Here is a 16,844-nt window from a genome sequence, read left to right on the forward strand (position 1 = left end):
GTGGGCACAGGTGATGGAGATGACCATCATTCAAGCATTCCGGCCCATCCTGTGGTTCGCCCGGCGCATCGGGCTGCTGCCCAGTCCTCTGAGACGCACGGTCGACCGCCTGGAGAGCCTGCTGGTCGCGGTCGCGATCCTGTTGGCGCTGGCCGCCGTGCCGTTCGCCGTCGCGGCCGGACGTGCGGTATCCACTGGTGTCCAGCACACAGCGGCCGCCCAAGCCGCGGCGAGCACTCCGGTCGCCGCGACGCCCGTCCAGAAGGCGCTGAACGTCCCTCCTGTCCCGACCACCCGTCCGGTGCCGGTCGTGTGGACCTTGCCGGACGGGTCAGTGCACTCCGGCCAGGTCGAGATGAACGTCGGGACCTCGGCCCCGACTACGGTCACGATCTGGGTCGACAGACAGGGACGGCAGGTGTCCCCACCGGTGGGCACCGATCAGGCGGGCAGACGCGGCACCGTCGTCGGCATCCTGACCGAACTGGCCGTCATTCTGGCGCTGACCGGACTGGTCGCGCTGCTGCGGTGGCCGCTGAACAGGCATCGCGCGGCGGGTTGGGAGAACGAGTGGCGCATCGTCGGCCCAGTCTGGACGAAGCACCGGATCTGACCCACGGCCGGACGTGGGCAGACCCTGATGCCCGCCCGGCCCCCGCACCCGGCCGCCAGGCCGGGCGAGGTCGTCACGTCGCGCACGATCGCCACGGCGGCCGAGGGCATCCTGACTTCTTCGGCCCGAACTGGCCCCTCACGACCGGCGGCCGGGGATCGAACTTGGCCCTCCACTGTCCCGTGACGGATAGAGCGGCCCTATGTTGTGCCTCCGACCTGGTTGGTCCCGATCTGATGGCGGACTGCCGGCCCGTGGATTGTCATCGAAGCGGCCCTATGGTGCCGGAGGTGACCGCAGCGGCGATCTCGGCTTCGGCGGCGATCTCGCGGACGGACCGGCCGCCCTCGCACCTCGATACGCCGACCGGCTCGCCTTCCCAGCCGTTGCGTCGCGTCTCGCTCGTGGGTGAGCACCTCCGTGAAGTATCTCTCCCAGGCCCGCGCGCAATCTGTTCCTGGGGAAACGCTGCGCTTGCGGTTTCGCGCAGCGTTTCCCCAGGCAGTTGGGGGCAATGGGTCCGCTGGGCGGTTCGCGCGGCCATTGGCGCGTACTCGACCAGCGCCGACGCGCCACGCAGCGTCTCGATCTCGTCGCCGAGCGCCGGGACCGTCTCCGTGAGCCGGGCCAGATGCCACGCCCCATCGATCACCGGGCGCGGCACCGCCGGATCGAGGTAGATGACCGCGGTCACTGCGGGTCCCGCTGAGTGCAGGCCGGGCACCATCCGGCGTCCACGAACCCCGACAGGTCCAGGTCCCCGGGCTCAGGCCGTTTCGGGTAGATCGTGTCCACCGAGCACCACGGGATCAGCCACCACGCCGCCGGGTCCGCGAGAGGTCGTTTCAGGTAGAAATGCGCCGTCTTGCGCCGAGCGTTCATCGGATCCATGTGCACCCTCAGCGCCAGATCGGTCGTCCCCGGCGCCCGGTAGCGCCGGCGCTGCTCCTTAACCCGCACCGTCATGATCACCGCCTTGCTCCGCCACGTGTGATGATGCGCAGTGGCCACTACGCCAGGCGGAGGGCGGGGGGTACACATGGAGCCCGACACGATCGGCGAATTGCTCCGGCGTCTCCGGGTTCAGTCGGGACGATCCCAAACCGAGCAGGCCGACACGCTGTCGGCGCTGTCTGGCCGACCGGTTACCTGCAACGAGGTCTCGCGCTGGGAGGCGGAACGTCGACTGCTGACGCCGTTCTGGCAGCAGCATTTCGCCGACAGCTTCGACGTGGAGAGCCGAGTGCTCAGGGATGCCGTGGCGGCGACGCGTGCGGCGCGGCGGCAACAGAAGGGAGACGACGGCGCGGTGCAGAGGCGGGAGTTCATCGGGGCCGTGGCGTCCCTCGCGCTGCCGTTGAGACTTGTCCAGCAGCCGACAGACCGGCAGATCGGACAGGCCGACCTTGACCCCCTACGGCGACGTACCGCGCGGCTCCGGCGTCTGGACGATGTACTCGGCGGGGCTGACACTGCGCCCGTCTACGCCGCCGAGGTCGTTGCGATGCAGAACCTCCTCCGCGGCGCCAGTTTCACGGGCGATATCGGGCGTGAGCTTCACGTGTTGCTCGCCGGACACCTGCAACAAGCGGGTTGGGCGGCGTTCGACCACGGCGACCTTCGGCGGGCCAGCCGCTTCTACGCCGACAGCCGCCGCGCGGCCGAGGAGGCTGGCGCCCAGGACCTCGCTGGCAATGCACTCGCCTATGCGGCATACCAGCAGACGACGACGGCGAAGAACGGCACTGCGGTCGCCGACGCCTCGTACGAAGTCGCGCGCGAGGCCGCTACACCGAAGGTGTCTGCTCTGCTGCTGTCCCGCAAGGCATGGGCCTACGCGGTCGCCGGGGACGTCCGGCAGGCCGACACCGCGCTCGCCATGGCCCGCGATGCCCTGAACCAGCCTGACGAGCGGCCGGAGCCGGACTGGGTGTTCTGGGTCGATAGCGCCGAGGTCGACATCATGGCCGGTCGCTGCTGACCGGAGCTGGCTCGGCCGCTCCGCGCTGTGCCTGTGCTGGAACGCGTGCTCGGTGGCTTCGACGACACCTGCGCCCGCGACAAGGCGCTCTATCTCACCTGGCTGGCGACCTCGTACCTGCAGGCGCACGAGGTCGAGCAGGCAGCTGCAACGCTGTGCCGCGCCCACGAGCTCGCTGTCGGCGTCGCCTCGACCCGCCCGGGCGTTCGGATCGCCGCGGTCGCGCGCAAACTCGACCGGCACCGCGACGTTCCGGAGGTCGCGGCGGCGCTCGACCTGGTGCGGTCCTGACTCACTCCGGCGCGGTCGCGATCTCCACCCACCCGAGGTAGTCGGCGGACCCGCGCACCAGCTCGACCCCGGTCACTTCCGGCTTGTCCCAGGGGTGTTCCGCGCGGATGTGGGCTTCGAGTGCGTCGTACCGGGCTTTGGTCGTCTTGAACGTGACGATCCACTCTTCGCCCTCGCCGGTCTCGCCAAGGTGCCAGAAGTACGCGGTGACCGGCCCACGGACCTGCGTTGTAGCGGCGAGTCGCCGTGCGACAGCGGACGAGGCAATCCGGGCCGCGGACTCCCGGTCCGGCGTGGTCGTCATGACGAGCAGGCGATCAGCCATGCCGCCCACCGTAGACAGGAAAGAGCCCCGTCCACCAGAACAGCGGTCCGGTAGCTGGCCTGCTACCCGGGGGCGATTCCTCCGCGAAGAGGTCCGCCACCAGCCTACCGCTGAACCTCCGGCGGTAGGTGTCGGCCGGGGTGGACAGACGGGCGAAGGCGGAGCTTCGGCTTGCGCGCCGTGGGCTCCGCCTTCGCGTCAGCCGGATCCAATGTGTTGCATTTGTGGTCTATCCGGCTCCTGCGGTTCCAACCTTCCTTGATCAATATGCCGTTTCACCTGGTGTTTCTGTGCCCTCGGCAGGACTCGAACCTGCGACCTAGAGATTAGAAGGCTCTTGCTCTATCCAGCTGAGCTACGAGGGCCCGGGCTGGCGACGGCGGCACTCCAGCAGCTTAGCCATCGCCATTCTCTCGATCGTCCGACACCGCCGGATTGTTTCATGTCCGGAGGGGCGAATCTGCTTCCTGTGCGGAGAGGCGCAGACGTGCGGTGTGGCGGCCCGCCGAAGACGCCGGTGGGTCTGCGCACGGTTTTCGCGGTGTCGTGCGGTGAGTGGTGAAGTGGTTGCACAGAGTGTCTGAGCTTCAGTTCCAACCGGTGGCGTCGGGCGGCGGAAGCCGGTAGCGGTGATGCCGGTAATGTCGCGTGCTGGTGCCGGGCCTCAGAAGGTTGGCGCCGCGAGTTCACCGCGCTGCGCTCCTTCGCGCCCTGGACGGCGGCAACTATCCCTCTCACGCCGTTGAGGAAGCCGCGATCGCTGGCTATCTACACTGGCGCAACCGGCGTTGCCACCCCAAGCGTCAGTTGGCAGCCGGCTCGAAGATCCGCCGCCCGGATTGCCTGCCCAACGTTGCCTGACGCGGCACTGGGCGGCGATGGTGAGCGTGGTGACGCGGAGTAGCCGCCGAAACAGGTGGGTGGCGTCGGCGGTCGAAGGGGAGAATCGCTGCCCGTGGCGATGCGCGAAGGCGGCGGGTGCGATAAGGGTGGTGGAGGGGTTGAGGCCGGGGCGACGGTGTAGGGGCAGGGACGTTGTGTGGTGGGCAAGGGCGGGTGCCGGAGCGAACCCTGGCCTCGCCTCCCGCGCTCGGGTCGGGGGCCGGTGCGGGAGGCGAGGGCGGGGGGCCCGTGGGCGCGGCTGGTTGCGGGAAGCGCGCCCACGGGCTGGGGGCCGCCCGGGGGCGCGGCCCCCGGGGCCGGCGAAACGCCGCGAGTCGACTCGGCCTGGAGCAGGGCGGTTCGGCGGTCCCCGTTTCGGGGTTATTCCCAGATCTTGACGGCGCGGACCACGAACGGCGACTGGGGAACATAGGTGCCGCCACCCGGATAGGTGATGAAATCTCCTTCAGTGGAACAGTCGGCGCCTTGGTAGATCGTGACGTCGCGGGTCAGGCGGTTGCCGAACGAATGTGCGTCGAAACCCTCGGGAAGGGGAATGCAGTCGCTGGGGTTGGCGGTGCGCAGGTCGTACTTATGGGTGGTTCCGGAATAGTTTTCATCTCCCCACAGGCAGAATTCGCCGACCGCGCACGACGCGGCGGGCGGTGGCGGGGTGGCCGGTGCGGGCAGCGGGGTGGCCTCTGCCAAGGCTCCGCTCGCGAGGAGACCCGTGGCGGTCAGGAAAAGAAGGTATGGCAGACGCGCGGGCCGCAGGTGGCGCGACGGGCGATCCGGTCGGCCGGAATCGCCGGGGAACGCCGGAAGGGCAGAGCGCAGGTGACGGAACATAGTGGTGAATCCCCCTCTGGATGCGGCCGGGTGGCCGCCGTGGAAATCGGGCTGGTTCCAGAATGGCGGGTGAGTGGGGGTTTGTCTGCAGGGAATCCTACTTCTGTGGACAAGTAGTCGTACTTAGCTCGAATGGGACGAGTTGTCCACAGATCGGCGAGTTGCCTTGCCTAAATCGTCGCGGTGCTTTCCCGGATGATGAGCGACACCGGGAGTTCGATCGGCGGCGGAGCGGGATCGCCGTCGAGGAGGCGCAGGACGAGTTCGCCGGCGATGCGGCCTTTGCCGGCGAGATCCTGGCGGACGGTCGTCAGCGGCGGGTCGGACCAGGAGGCTTGCGGGGTGTCGTCGAAGCCGACGATCGACACGTCTTCCGGGACGCGGAGGCCCAGTCGGCGGGCGGCGGCGATGGCGGCGAAGGCGAGTTGGTCCGACATGCACAGCACGGCGGTCGGGCGGGGCTCCGCGGTGAGCAGTTCGGTGGCGCTGGCCCGTGCGGTCGACGCGGCCAGCCAGGGCGCCTCGGAGACAGTGACTTCGGTGATTCCGGCGGCGGTGAGAACGTCGAGGTAGCCCGCCAGTCGTTCGCGGGTACCGCGGAAGGCGCTGGCCTGGGCGGATTCTAGGCCGGTACGGGGTGCTGGGCCGGTGAGTTCTGGCGTGCGGCCAGTGTCCCGCTCGGCGAGGCGATCGGTCGGTGGCGTACGCGAGGCGGCGGCGTGGGGCCTTTGGCGCTTGTCGACAGGGCGATCCGTGTCGAGCTGTCGTGGGGTCGCGGGGCTGCTGCGCTTTCCGGTGGACGACGCGGTCGTAACGGGGGTCGGTCGAGTGGTGCCAATGGATTTGGCGGAGCAGTCTGGCGGGGCGTCGCCCGGTGAAAGCCGTGCGGCGTTGGCGGTTGCAAATCCTGGGGGAGTGGCGGCCTGGGTGGGAGCGGGTTCAGCTGGCGGGGTGACGGCGACCCGCGGCGCGGAGAGGATTCCGAAGCGGCGATGGCCCAGTTCTACAAGGTGGCGCGCAGCGAGGGAGGCGCCTCCATGGTCGTCGCAGCCGACTCGGGCGGTTGCGGGTAGCGGGGGCTGGTCGATGATCACCAAGGGGAGGCCTCGGGCATGTACGGCGTCTAGTGCGTCAGTGCCGTCGGCTAGGGAGTAAACAACGGCGATGTCGGCCTGCGCGGCTAGTACGCGTTCTGCCGGGGGACCGTCCTGGGTTTCGCGTCCGGGAAGTAGCAGCAGCGCGTGGCCGGTGGGGTCGACGGTCTTCGCCAGCGCGTCGAGAGTGATCGACAGTGCTGGGTCGGAGAACGCCGCGGACAGCGATTGGTCGAGCAGGAACGCGATGGCGCCGGTGCGGCTCGTAGCGAGGCTTCGCGCCGTTGGATTGGGGCCGGGGTAGCCAAGACCGCGCGCCGCGCGAAGGATCTCTTCGCGCAGTTTCGTCGACAGCTGGTCCGGGCGGTTGTAGGCGTTGGACACGGTGGCGCGAGAAACCCCGACCGCCTCTGCGACGTCGTCCAATGTCGGGCGCCGTCGCCGGGTGGTGCTCATCGGCGGAGCATAGCGTGCCCTAGTTTTCCTGAAGCGCTTAAGTCAGGCTTGCCGACGGAGCGAAAGACATCTCAGGTTGTTAGAAGTCAAGCCGCAGCAGCGAGTGGGGGTGGGAAGGCGTGATGTTCGTCGTAAGGACAGCCCGTTTGCAGGCAGTGGTGCAGTTGCCCGAGGAACTTGTTGAACAGGTGTCGTTGGGCTTGGTGGTTCCAGTCTCCGGCGGCTCGGCGGGTGTCGAAATGCCGACGAGCGCCGGGCGAGGCGCGCAGCGATGCAAGTGCCCAGATCGGGCCGACTGCGGCCAGGCGCCGGTTTTTGATGTGGCGGTGCGAGATGACGGTCTTTCGTCCGCTGGCGCGGGTGATCGGGGCGGAGCCGGCGTAGGCCTTGAGGCCGCGCGGGTCGGCGAAGCGGGTGCGGTCGTCTCCGATTTCGGCGAGCACCCGGGCACCGGCCAGCAGCCCGAGGCCGGGGAAGCTGGTGATGATCACGGCGTCCGGGTGCTGCTCACAATGTGCTCGCGCGGCCTCCGCGAGATCGTCGGCGGCGGCGCAGGCTGCCTCGAATTGGCTCAGCAGAGCCGAAAACTGGATGCCCATCGCGTTCTCCACCAGGGGTGGCTGCCGCAACCGCTGCGACCGGAACACGCCATAGAGGCGATCCACGTCGTGGTCGACGTTGCGGCGGCGTCCAGCCTTTGTCAGCAGCGTCCGCAGACGTGCTCGGGTCAGCTTTGCCGCGAGCGCGGGTGTGGGTGCTGCGGCGAGGATGGTGCGGGCGTCGCGGCGAGCCAGGCCGCCCTCGGGCAGCCCGGCGAACGCGTCGAGCGCGGCGGGGTAGAACTGTGTGAGCAGCGAGCGGAGCCGGTTGCCCAGCTGCTGGCGGCTCCAGACCGCGTCCTGCTGCGCCCGAGCCAGTACCCGGATGGCCTGGGCCAGGTCGGTGTCGGCGGGCAGCGGGCGGTGCGCGGCGGTGTCGGTGCGCACGATGTTGGCCAGCATCACCGCGTCGGCGGCGTCGGACTTGGCGCCCGACACCTGGTGCCGGGCCCGGTAACGCGACGCCGAGAGCGGGTTGATCGCATAAATGGTGCGGCCGGTGGAGCGCAGCGCGGACACGAGCAGACCGTGGTCGGTCTCGATGCCCACCGGGACCGGCGCCTCGGCGGTGTCACCGGCCCCGGCCAGCAGGTCGAGCAGGCGAGCGAACCCGGCCGCGTCGTCACCGATCCGGGCCTTCGCGACCACGGTTCCGGTGTCGTCGATGATCGCGACGTCGTGGTGGGATTCGGCCCAGTCGATGCCGCAGAAAAGTCTCAACCTGTCACGTCTCCTTCGGTGTTCCTGCTGTTCACGGGTCCAGGCGGGGTCACGCAGCGCCCTAATCGCGGGACTCGGCGGTCCGTCATCTCAGTAGCCGTTCGCGACTCCAGCACACCGCAGGAACCTCGTTCTGCCAAAGAGCTCGAAGCTCGGGAACACATCGAGAGGTCACCTCCTGCGGCGGACTCGAGCAACGACATCCCACCACCACAATCACCAGCCCACCGGCAGACGCGCCGTTCTTTCGTAAGTCGTCGAACGACGGGAAACGGACGGGCGTCGCCCGCCGGCGGACCAGCACCAACAGGCCCGGCCACGAGCCGGAAGAACTACCCCTACTACCGATTAGGAACGGTGCGGTGCGCGATCGGACGGCGGTTTTACGGTCTTCGCGCTCAACGGTGCGGCGCTCGGCTCGTGGGCGCCGCGTACGCCGGCCCTCGCCGCCCAGGTCGCTGCTACGCCGGGAACCTTCGGCCTCGCGTTACTCGGCGCAAGCGTCGGGATGCTGTGTGGCGCCCCGCTAGCCGGTCGGCTTACGGAACGGCTCGGCGCACGTATGGCAGTTGCGGGGAGCACGGTCGTGGCAGCTGTCGCGCTCGCGTTTGTCGGGTACGCGTCGTCGGTCCCGTTGCTCGCTGCTGCGTTGTTCGTGCTTGGTGCGAGCGTCGGAGCATTGGACGTGGCGATGAACATCGCCGGGGTGCTCGTAGAACGCCGTATGGGCCGTGATGCCGACGTTGCACGCGGGGTTCAGCTTCGGCGCACTCGTCGGTTCCCTGCTTGCCGGATTGGCTGCAGGACAGGGCTGGTCTCCTGCGAGGCATCTGACAGCCGGGGCGGCAGTGACGCTGGTCGTGCTGGTTGCTGTGCTGCGCGCTGTTCCTGGTCGGCGGCCGGCCCACGAGACACGGCAACAGTCGCCCGCGCGTGCGCCGATCCGACGCCCGGTCCTGTGGCTGCTTGCTTCGGTGGCGTTGTGCTCGGCGATCGCAGAAGGAGCGAGTTCCGACTGGTCCGCATTGCTCATGGTTACGGCGCACGGTGTCGGCCAGGGCGCGGCCGCGCTCGCGTACGCCGGCTTCGCTCTGGCGATGGCGCTTTCGCGAACCGTGGGCGCGTCGATTCACGAGCGGTTCGGCGCGACGCGTTCCCTGGCCCGTCGGTGCCGGGTTCGCCGCACTAGGTCTGGTCAATGCCGCACTGCCTCCGGCAGGGTTCGCGTACGCCGGATTCGCGCTCGCAGGGGCGGGGTTGGCCTCTGTGTTTCCCCTCGCGCTCAGTCTGGCTGGCGACGCCGGCCAGCGCGCAGACGGTGGCGGTGGTGAACGAGAACTCGCATTCGTGTCGACGATCGCCTACTCGGGATTCCTCGCCGGGCCGCCATCGATCGGAGGAATCGCCCAGGCGACGTCGTTGTCCGTGTCCTAATCGGTTTCATCGCCGCGCTGATCGTGCCAGCGGCAATCGGCGCGGCACGGGCGGCACGACATGACCGTGTGCCGGTCGGTTTGATCCAGTGACAGCGGCCTACCCCCGTGCCGCGGCAAATGGGACAGTCTTAGTCTCGACGGGTGACGTCGGAGCCCGTATTGAAGCCGGAAGCACCCACTCGTCGACGGACGAGCGTGCTGCCGTTGCTCTCGGTCGGCGTCCTGCTCGCCGCGGTGGTCGCAGTCGGTCTCGTCGCGCTGACGGGTGGCGCGGGCTACGTCATCGCCGGGTTGCCCGATCCGGGCCTCGTCACACGCTACGGCGTCACCGTTGTCCGTGTGCTGGCCGAAGGCGCGTCAGTTGTCGCTGTCGGCTCGCTGTTGCTGGCTGCGTTCCTGGTGCCGCCACAGCAGAATGGCACGCTCGCTCCCGAGGGGTACGCCGCCGTACGCGCGGCTGGTATCGCCGCGTGGGTTTGGTTTGCCGCTTCCATTCTTTCGGTCGTCTTCACCGCCGCCGACAGCGCAGGGAAGCCACTGTCGGAGGTTCTGTCCCCACAGACGTTGCTCGACCTCGTCGACGCGATCGAACAACCGAAGGCATGGCTCTGGACGGCGCTGATCGCGGTCCTGCTCGCGCTCGGCAGCCGTCTCGTGCTCAGCTGGGGCTGGACGGCGACGCTCTTCTTCGTCTCTGTCGCCGGACTCATACCGGTAGCGGTCACCGGTCACTCGGCCAGCGGTGGCTCCCACGACATGGCCACCAACAGCCTGCTGTTCCACCTCATCGCCGCCGCGCTGTGGGTTGGCGGGCTACTGGCGTTGCTGGCGCTCGGCTGGCGCCGGGGTAAGCACCTTTCGCTCGCCGCGCAGCGCTTCTCGCGTCTGGCGCTGGTGTGCTGGATCGTGATGGCCGTCTCCGGCGTTATCAACGCCCTGGTGCGGATCAACCTGAGCGACCTGTTCACCACCGATTACGGCCTGCTCGTGGTCGCGAAGGTGGTCGCGCTGCTGCTTCTCGGTGTTTTCGGCCACCAGCAGCGGCAGCGCGGCGTCGCGAACCTGGTCGGCGGCAAGGGCGGTGGCCAGCTGTTACGGCTGGCCGCGGTCGAGGTGCTGATCATGTTCGTCACGATCGGAATCGCGTCCGGGCTCGCGCGTACGCCACCACCGCCGGACGCAGTGACCCAGCCGTCCACCGTTGAACTGCTCATCGGCTACAACCTCGACGGTCCACCCACGTTCTGGCGCCTGCTTACCGAATGGCGCTTTGACCTCGTGTACGGCACTCTCGCGATTGTCCTCGCCGCGGCGTACCTCGCCGGCGTACGCCGCCTTCGCAAGCGTGGGGACCAGTGGCCGATCGGCCGGACGATCTCGTGGGTCGCCGGCTGCCTGGTGATCCTTCTCGCCACGTCGTCCGGTATAGGCCGCTACGCGCCTGCGATGTTCAGCGTGCACATGGGCAACCACATGCTCCTGTCGATGGTGGCGCCGGTGCTGCTTGTCCTCGGTGGGCCGGTCACGCTCGCGCTGCGCGCGCTGCCGGCAGCCGGTCGCGACGCGCCGCCAGGCCCGCGTGAGTGGCTGCTCGCCGCAGTGCACTCACCGGTGTCGCGGTTCCTGACCAACCCGATCATCGCCCTGCTGCTCTTCATCGGGTCGTTCTACGGGCTGTACTTCTCGGGACTCTTCGACGCCGCCCTGAACTACCACTGGGCACACCTGGCGATGAATGCCCACTTCCTGCTCGTCGGCTACGTCTTCTACTGGCCGGTGATCGGCGTCGACCCGGCGCCGCGACGGCTGCCCCCGATCGGGCGTCTCGGCATGATGTTCGGCGCGATGCCGTTTCACGCGTTCTTCGGTGTGATCTTGATGAACATGCAGACGGTCATCGGCCGTGAGTTCTACACCTCGCTTCGGCTGCCGTGGGTCGGTGACCTGCTCACGGATCAGCGGCTGGGCGGAGGCATCGCGTGGGCGTCCGGTGAGGTGCCCGTGCTGCTGGTGCTGATCGCGCTGCTGGTGCAGTGGGCGCGCGCGGACGAGCGCGAGGCGAAACGACGTGACCGGCGCGAGGAGAACACCGGTGACGAGGAGCTGACCGCCTACAACGCGATGTTGAAGAACCTCGCGCAGGGCAAGCGGAGCGAGTAAAACCCCCGGAAAGTGATGTCGTCGGAGTGATGTCGGGGTGACCCTCGGTAGCACGGTGGTGACCGCCGTCAGGGCGCCGAGAGGCCCACTCTACGATCGCTGGCATGGCCGAGTTCATCTACACCATGAAGAAGGTGCGCAAGACCGTCGGGGACAAGGTCATCCTCGACGACGTCAGCACCGCGTTCTACCCCGGCGCCAAGATCGGCGTGGTGGGCCCGAACGGCGCCGGTAAATCCACCGTGCTGAAGATCATGGCGGGGATCGAGCAGGCCAGCAACGGCGAGGCGTTCCTGCAGCCGGGGGCCTCCGTCGGCATCCTGATGCAGGAGCCGGAGCTGAACGAGGGCAAGACCGTGCGGCAGAACGTCGAGGAGGGCCTCGGCGACACGAAGAAGAAGCTCGACCGCTACAACGAGATCGCCGAGCAGATGGCGACCGACTACAGCGACGAGCTGATGGAGGAGATGGGGCAGCTCCAGGAGGACCTCGACCACGCGGACGCCTGGGAACTCGACTCCGCCGTGGAACAGGCGATGGACGCCCTGCGCTGCCCGCCGCCGGACGAGCCGGTGACCCACCTCTCCGGGGGTGAGCGTCGCCGCGTCGCGCTGTGCAAGCTCCTGCTCTCCGCGCCCGACCTGCTGCTGCTCGACGAGCCCACCAACCACCTGGACGCCGAAAGCGTGCTGTGGCTGGAACAGTTCCTCGCGAACTACGCGGGCGCCGTGCTGGCCGTCACCCACGACCGGTACTTCCTGGACAACGTCGCGCAGTGGATCATGGAGCTCGACCGTGGCCGCGTCGTCGGCTACGAGGGCAACTACTCCACGTACCTGGAGAAGAAGCGCGAACGGCTCGAGGTACAGGGCAAGAAGGACGCGAAGCTCGCGAAGCGGCTTCGCAGCGAGCTGGAGTGGGTACGGTCCAACGCGAAGGCGCGGCAGACCAAGTCCCGCTCGCGGCTGGACCGCTACGAGGAGATGGCGGCGGAGGCCGACAAGCACCGCAAGCTCGACTTCGAAGAGATCCAGATCCCGCCCGGTCCGCGGCTGGGCAATGTGGTCGTCGAGGTCGAGAAGCTGCGCAAGGGCTTCGACGACCGTGTCCTCATCGATGGGCTCTCGTTCGACCTGCCGCGCAACGGCATCGTCGGCGTGATCGGGCCGAACGGCGTCGGTAAGACCACGCTGTTCAAGACGATCGTCGGGCTGGAGGAGCCGGACGGCGGCTCGGTCAAGATCGGCGAGACGGTCAAGCTGTCCTATGTGGACCAGAACCGGGGCGGCATCGACCCGAAGAAGACCGTGTGGGAGGTCGTCTCCGACAAGCTCGACTACATCCACGTCGGCCAGACTGAAATGCCTTCGCGCGCGTACGTGAGTGCGTTCGGCTTCAAGGGCCCGGACCAGCAGAAGCCGGCCGGCGTGCTCTCCGGTGGCGAGCGCAACCGGCTCAACCTGGCGCTGACGCTCAAGCAGGGTGGCAACCTGATCCTGCTCGACGAGCCGACGAACGACCTGGACGTGGAGACGCTGGGCTCACTGGAGAACGCGCTCGGACAGTTCCCCGGCTGCGCCGTGGTGATTTCGCACGATCGGTGGTTCCTCGACCGGGTGGCCACGCACATCCTGGCCTGGGAGGGCACGGAGGAAGACCCCGCCCGCTGGTTCTGGTTCGAAGGCAACTTCGAGGGCTACGAGAAGAACAAGATCGAACGCCTCGGTGCGGAAGCCGCCCGCCCGCACCGGGTCACCCATCGCAAGTTGACGCGCGACTGACCGGCGCGGGGGGTCGGAGAGTGGAAACCAGCAGGCACAACCGGCCCAGCCCGTCCGCATCCGCGGACGGGCGGCCCGCCGTTGCCGGTGGCGGGACTCTCGCCGACCTCGCCCGGCTCATCGGGCAAGCTGAGGCGCTGCACCTGCGCGCGCCGGAGGTGGCACTGGTGCTCGGCGAGCGCGCCGCGGCGCTCGCCGAAGCGGCCGGCGCGGACGGGCACTGGATCCGGGCGGAAAGCCTGGTCGTGTCCGCGCGGGTGCGCGTCGGCGATCGCACCGACACGGTCGGCCGTGCCGTGGCGGCGTTGCGCGCGGCCGAGCACGCCGGGTACGTGAACACTGCCGCGCGGCTGCGCATCGACCTGGCGGTGTGCGCGCGCAGCCTCGGCGTACCGGTGATGGGCCTGGCCGCGCTGCGCCCTGCGTTGTCGAAGGACGTACTGCCGTCGTTGCGCGCCGAAGCGCTGTGTCACCTTGTGGGCTGCCTCGCCCAGTTCGGCCGCAAGCCGGAGCTGGACCGCGTACTGGTGGAAGCGGACAAGCTGCTGGTGGCCGACGACGCGCTCGACGCGGACAGCCGTCTCCTCATGCGTGCGTTGCTGCGTAACGGGACTGCTGCGCATCGTCGCCGGCATGGTGATCTCACGGCGGCTGCGGACGCCGCGCGCACCGGTCTCGGCTTTCTCGAGAAGCTGGATCGCCCTGGCGACGACGGTGGCCTCGTACGGATCCGGCTGGTGCTACAGCTGGTGAGCACTTTGCTGGATCGCGGCGACGCGGACATGGCGTACGACATCGCGGAGCCGATGCTGCGGGGGCCGGAACGCGCTGCTGGTGTGGCGCCTGCGGCTTGGTTGCGGCTCGCCGTCGCAACGCGCGTACATATGCCCGCAGGGGCCGGCGACGCTGCCGCGGAGTTGGTGGCGCACGCTGTCGGCGCCACTGACCGGCACGGTCTGCCGGCGCTCACCGCGCGGCTGTGGCTGGAGCTGTCGCAGATCGAGGAACGCTTCGGCAGGGCTGAAGATGCCATTGCGTGTTTACACCGCTCGCGCGCTGCGGAGCACGTACACGCCCGCGCGCGGCGTCAGGCGTGCGGTTTGCTCGCTGGGGAGTTCGGGGCCAGTGAGCTGGCGTCGTTCGATCTGGACGAGGTACTTGCGACGTGTGGGCCGCGTGACGCCCAGTCGGTGGCGATGGCTGTTGAGCCACGGGTTGAGGCGGCGGTCACTTCGGTGATGCCGGTGATCCGGGACGAGCCGTCGTCGGCTTCGCCGCCTTTTGAATCGGCTGTTGTCGCGGAGACGTCTCTTGAGCAGACGGCTGTGTTTCCGGCTGTCTCTGGGGAAGATGTTGCGTCTGTGGGGACTGTTGCGTCCGTGGGGAGTGTGCGGGCGTTGCGGCCGGATGTCGCTGGGGGTGGTGAGACGGCTGCTTCGCTGCCGGCGGGTTCTCACGCCGCGAAGCAGGGGCGGGACGTTGCTGAGCGGTCTGTGGCGGACCTGCTTGAGGTGTCCGAGCGGCGCGCGGTGCGTGGCACGGCTTCGGCTGCTTCGCCGGGTACAGCGCGTACGCGGGCGACGGGGGCGTCTGAGGGGGCTGTTGCTGGGAAGCGTGCTGCTGGTGGGAAGTCCGGGGCTTGGGGGACCGTCGGGCGGCGTGCGGCTGCTGGGGCGGGTGCGGGGCGTCATGCTGGTGGGAAGCAGGGGGATGCTGGGGAGCAAGGGGTCGCCGGGGAGTCTGTGGCGCATGCGGTTCTGGGGGGACAAGGGGCTGTTGGTGAGCAGAGGACGGTTGGGGAGCGTGGGGTTGTTGGGGAATCCGTGGTGGGTGAGGTGGGTGGAGCTGGTGAGGCTCGGGCGCTTCGTGCTGTAGGTGAGGTGCGTGAGGTTGGTGAGGTGCGTGAGGTTGGTGAGGCTCGTGATGCGCGAGAGGGCCACGAGGTGCGTGAGGGGAGAGGGGCGAGCGGGGCTGAGGGGAGTGGGGCGAGCGGGGCTGATGAGGAGCTGCCGGCTCGTGTGCCAGGGGTAGTGCGTGTGCCTGGGGAAGTACAGGGGCTTGGAGAGATGCGTGTGGCTGGAGAGGCGCACGGGCTTGGGGGAGTACGCGGGTCCGGAGGAGCGCGTGTGGAGAGGCAGGGGCGTGCGGCGGGAGAGGAGCATGTGGCGGGAGAGGAGCATGTGGCGGCTGGGGAGGCTGTGACCGGGGCTGTCGGGGAGGGCGTGCCTGGGACTTCCGGGGAATCCGTGCGGCGGGTATCGGCGGAAGCCGAGTCGTGGGTGACGGGAGAGCCAGTCCTGCGGGCTGTGGACGACGGAGCGCCGCGGACGGCGGGGGGTGCTGCGCGGCGAGCGGCCGAGGAGGCCGCGCTGCGGGCGGTTGACGCGGCTGCGCGGCTTTCCGGTGGGGAAGCTGCTTGGCGGGCCGTCGAGGAGGCTGCGCGGCGGGCTCTCGAGGAACCGGTGCGGCGACGCGAAGCCGGGGAGCCGGCAGGGCGTGGCGACAACGCGGAATTGGTGCGGCGAGGCGAAGCCGGGGAGCCGGCAGAGCGTGGCGACAACGCGGAATTGTTGCGGCGAGGCGAAGTCGGCGGGTCGGGAGGGCGTGGCGACGGCGCGGAGCCGGTCGGAGAAGAGCCGCTGCGTCGGGTAGCGGCCGGGGAATCGGCGGCCCGTGGGGAAGTCGCGGAGACTGTGCGTCGGGAAACCGCTGGGGAGTCTGTTCGCCGGGATGTGGCGACCTCCGGCCGGTGGCCGGAGGTCGAGCCGAAAGCACGGGACGAGGCGCAGGACGGTTCGGCGCCGAGGGGACCGGCGGAGCGGTCGACGCATGAACCGCTGCGGTTTTCGTTGCGGATGCCGGATCTTTCGGACATTTTGCCGGAGCTGCCGTTGGCGCCGGCGCCGGCGGACGAGCCCGCGGCGCCGTTGTGGGAGAGCGACGAGTGGGCGCGTGAGGAACAGGCCCGCCGGGACGCTCGCCGGACGACGCGGCATGACGCCGAGCACGGGTCGGTCGCGGCGCGGTCCGTGCTGGACCGGTTGGGGATTTCCGCCGGGGACGGTGTGGGCGGTCGGCGTCGGGCCGACGCGGCCGGTCACCGCGATGACGAAGCCGGGCGGCAGGTCGAGGAAACCGAGCGGTGGGCTGGGGAACCCGGACGGCTATCTGGCGCGACCGGACCGCAGGCGGAAGAGGCCGAGTGGCCCGCGGAGTCGGCCGGTCCCGCCGAGCCGGGGAAAACCGTTGCGGGGGAGGGGAAAACGGCGGCCGGGAGTGCGCGTGAGCCGGAACTGGACGAGCTTGCCGGCGAGCCGTGGTTGCCGCGGTTGCGGATGCCGCCCGCGCTCGATCCGCTGACGGACGTGGAGGACTGGACGCCGTCGTCGCAGCCGTTCCCGGACAGTTACGCGCGGGCCATCGCCGAGGACGAACCGCCGGCGGACGCGGGTCTGGCCGAGTTGCTCGCCCGCGCGCTCGCCGAACATCAGGCGGGGACCGCGAGCGCGGCCGCCTTGGTGAAGCGGCTCGGGCCGGAGGACGGGACGAAGCGTTCGATCAACGGGCACGCCACCGCGGACCGGCACCGCAGGACCGACTGACTCGAACTGCTCGGCCAGCGCTCGGGGCGACACCGTGGGGCCGGGCGGGTCAAGG

At 69.2% G+C, this 16,844-nt stretch carries 12 protein-coding genes, 1 tRNA gene and 2 pseudogenes; 7 read left to right on the top strand and 8 right to left on the bottom strand.

Annotation, left to right across the window (positions count from 1 at the left end; genetic code table 11):
• Window positions 1–19 precede the first annotated feature (19 nt).
• Window positions 20–613: an Rv1733c family protein gene (locus D5S19_RS00635; RefSeq protein ID WP_147397296.1), complete on the top strand. Its 594-nt coding sequence runs from the start codon at window positions 20–22 to the stop codon at window positions 611–613.
• Window positions 614–875: 262 nt separating this feature from the next.
• Here D5S19_RS00635 and D5S19_RS00640 read toward each other — a convergent pair whose 3' ends face one another.
• Window positions 876–1,307: a hypothetical protein gene (locus tag D5S19_RS00640; RefSeq protein WP_120021376.1), complete on the bottom strand. Its 432-nt coding sequence runs from the start codon at window positions 1,305–1,307 to the stop codon at window positions 876–878.
• On the bottom strand, window positions 1,304–1,579 hold the full coding sequence (locus tag D5S19_RS00645; RefSeq protein ID WP_147397297.1) for a hypothetical protein: 276 nt from the start codon (window positions 1,577–1,579) through the stop codon (window positions 1,304–1,306). The genes D5S19_RS00640 and D5S19_RS00645 overlap by 4 nt, the downstream gene beginning before the upstream one ends.
• Before the next feature lie 73 nt (window positions 1,580–1,652).
• On the opposite strand from D5S19_RS00645, the gene D5S19_RS00650 reads away from it, so the two are divergent.
• Window positions 1,653–2,594 carry a hypothetical protein gene (locus D5S19_RS00650; protein WP_120021378.1) on the top strand — a complete coding sequence of 314 codons (942 nt, stop codon included), beginning with the start codon at window positions 1,653–1,655 and terminating at the stop codon, window positions 2,592–2,594.
• Between the two features lie 27 nt (window positions 2,595–2,621).
• Window positions 2,622–2,885 (top strand): hypothetical protein, encoded by a 264-nt coding sequence (locus tag D5S19_RS00655; protein ID WP_147397298.1) that lies wholly within the window; start codon window positions 2,622–2,624, stop codon window positions 2,883–2,885.
• A 1-nt stretch (window position 2,886) separates the two neighbouring features.
• Here the strand turns inward: D5S19_RS00655 and cutA are convergent, their stop codons facing one another.
• The 6 genes and pseudogenes from cutA to D5S19_RS00685 all read right to left on the bottom strand — a co-directional run bounded on the left by cutA (window position 2,887) and on the right by D5S19_RS00685 (window position 7,810).
• Window positions 2,887–3,210 (bottom strand): divalent-cation tolerance protein CutA, encoded by a 324-nt coding sequence (gene cutA, locus D5S19_RS00660; protein ID WP_120021380.1) that lies wholly within the window; start codon window positions 3,208–3,210, stop codon window positions 2,887–2,889.
• A gap of 291 nt (window positions 3,211–3,501) precedes the next feature.
• Window positions 3,502–3,575 (bottom strand) — tRNA-Arg (locus tag D5S19_RS00665).
• Between the two features lie 898 nt (window positions 3,576–4,473).
• Complete coding sequence (locus D5S19_RS00670) at window positions 4,474–4,941, bottom strand: peptidase inhibitor family I36 protein (RefSeq protein WP_120021381.1); 468 nt, start codon at window positions 4,939–4,941, stop codon at window positions 4,474–4,476.
• A 170-nt stretch (window positions 4,942–5,111) separates the two neighbouring features.
• Entirely contained in the window at window positions 5,112–5,921 is an 810-nt protein-coding gene (locus D5S19_RS33965; RefSeq protein ID WP_407641692.1) for a substrate-binding domain-containing protein, read from the bottom strand.
• Window positions 5,910–6,491, bottom strand: a pseudogene (locus D5S19_RS33970) (LacI family DNA-binding transcriptional regulator); the annotation flags it as partial. The gene D5S19_RS33965 and the pseudogene D5S19_RS33970, both read right to left, overlap by 12 nt.
• Window positions 6,492–6,577: 86 nt before the next feature.
• Complete coding sequence (locus D5S19_RS00685; protein ID WP_120021382.1) at window positions 6,578–7,810, bottom strand: IS110 family RNA-guided transposase; 1,233 nt, start codon at window positions 7,808–7,810, stop codon at window positions 6,578–6,580.
• A 362-nt stretch (window positions 7,811–8,172) separates the two neighbouring features.
• Here D5S19_RS00685 and D5S19_RS00690 point away from each other — a divergent pair.
• From D5S19_RS00690 to D5S19_RS33975, 4 genes and pseudogenes are all read left to right on the top strand, one after another.
• Window positions 8,173–9,336: pseudogene (locus D5S19_RS00690) on the top strand (MFS transporter).
• A 51-nt stretch (window positions 9,337–9,387) separates the two neighbouring features.
• Window positions 9,388–11,406 (top strand): cytochrome c oxidase assembly protein, encoded by a 2,019-nt coding sequence (locus tag D5S19_RS00695; protein ID WP_199730242.1) that lies wholly within the window; start codon window positions 9,388–9,390, stop codon window positions 11,404–11,406.
• A gap of 104 nt (window positions 11,407–11,510) precedes the next feature.
• Window positions 11,511–13,187, top strand: coding sequence for an energy-dependent translational throttle protein EttA (gene ettA, locus D5S19_RS00700; protein WP_120021384.1), 1,677 nt, complete (start codon window positions 11,511–11,513; stop codon window positions 13,185–13,187).
• Window positions 13,188–13,207: 20 nt separating this feature from the next.
• The gene (locus tag D5S19_RS33975; RefSeq protein WP_233573633.1) at window positions 13,208–16,789 is read left to right on the top strand and encodes a hypothetical protein; all 3,582 of its coding nucleotides are present in this window, start codon (window positions 13,208–13,210) and stop codon (window positions 16,787–16,789) included.
• The last annotated feature ends 55 nt before the right edge of the window (window positions 16,790–16,844 follow it).

This window comes from Amycolatopsis panacis (assembly GCF_003600245.1).
In the GTDB taxonomy this organism is placed as follows: domain Bacteria; phylum Actinomycetota; class Actinomycetes; order Mycobacteriales; family Pseudonocardiaceae; genus Amycolatopsis; species Amycolatopsis sulphurea.

Bases quoted from the DNA above. Each gene is read 5' to 3' on its own strand.
- D5S19_RS00635 (WP_147397296.1), top strand. From the start codon at position 20: ATGACCATCATTCAAGCATTCCGGCCCATCCTGTGGTTCGCCCGGCGC.
- D5S19_RS00645 (WP_147397297.1), bottom strand. From the start codon at position 1,579: ATGACGGTGCGGGTTAAGGAGCAGCGCCGGCGCTACCGGGCGCCGGGG.
- D5S19_RS00650 (WP_120021378.1), top strand. From the start codon at position 1,653: ATGGAGCCCGACACGATCGGCGAATTGCTCCGGCGTCTCCGGGTTCAG.
- cutA (WP_120021380.1), bottom strand. From the start codon at position 3,210: ATGGCTGATCGCCTGCTCGTCATGACGACCACGCCGGACCGGGAGTCC.
- D5S19_RS00670 (WP_120021381.1), bottom strand. From the start codon at position 4,941: ATGTTCCGTCACCTGCGCTCTGCCCTTCCGGCGTTCCCCGGCGATTCC.
- ettA (WP_120021384.1), top strand. From the start codon at position 11,511: ATGGCCGAGTTCATCTACACCATGAAGAAGGTGCGCAAGACCGTCGGG.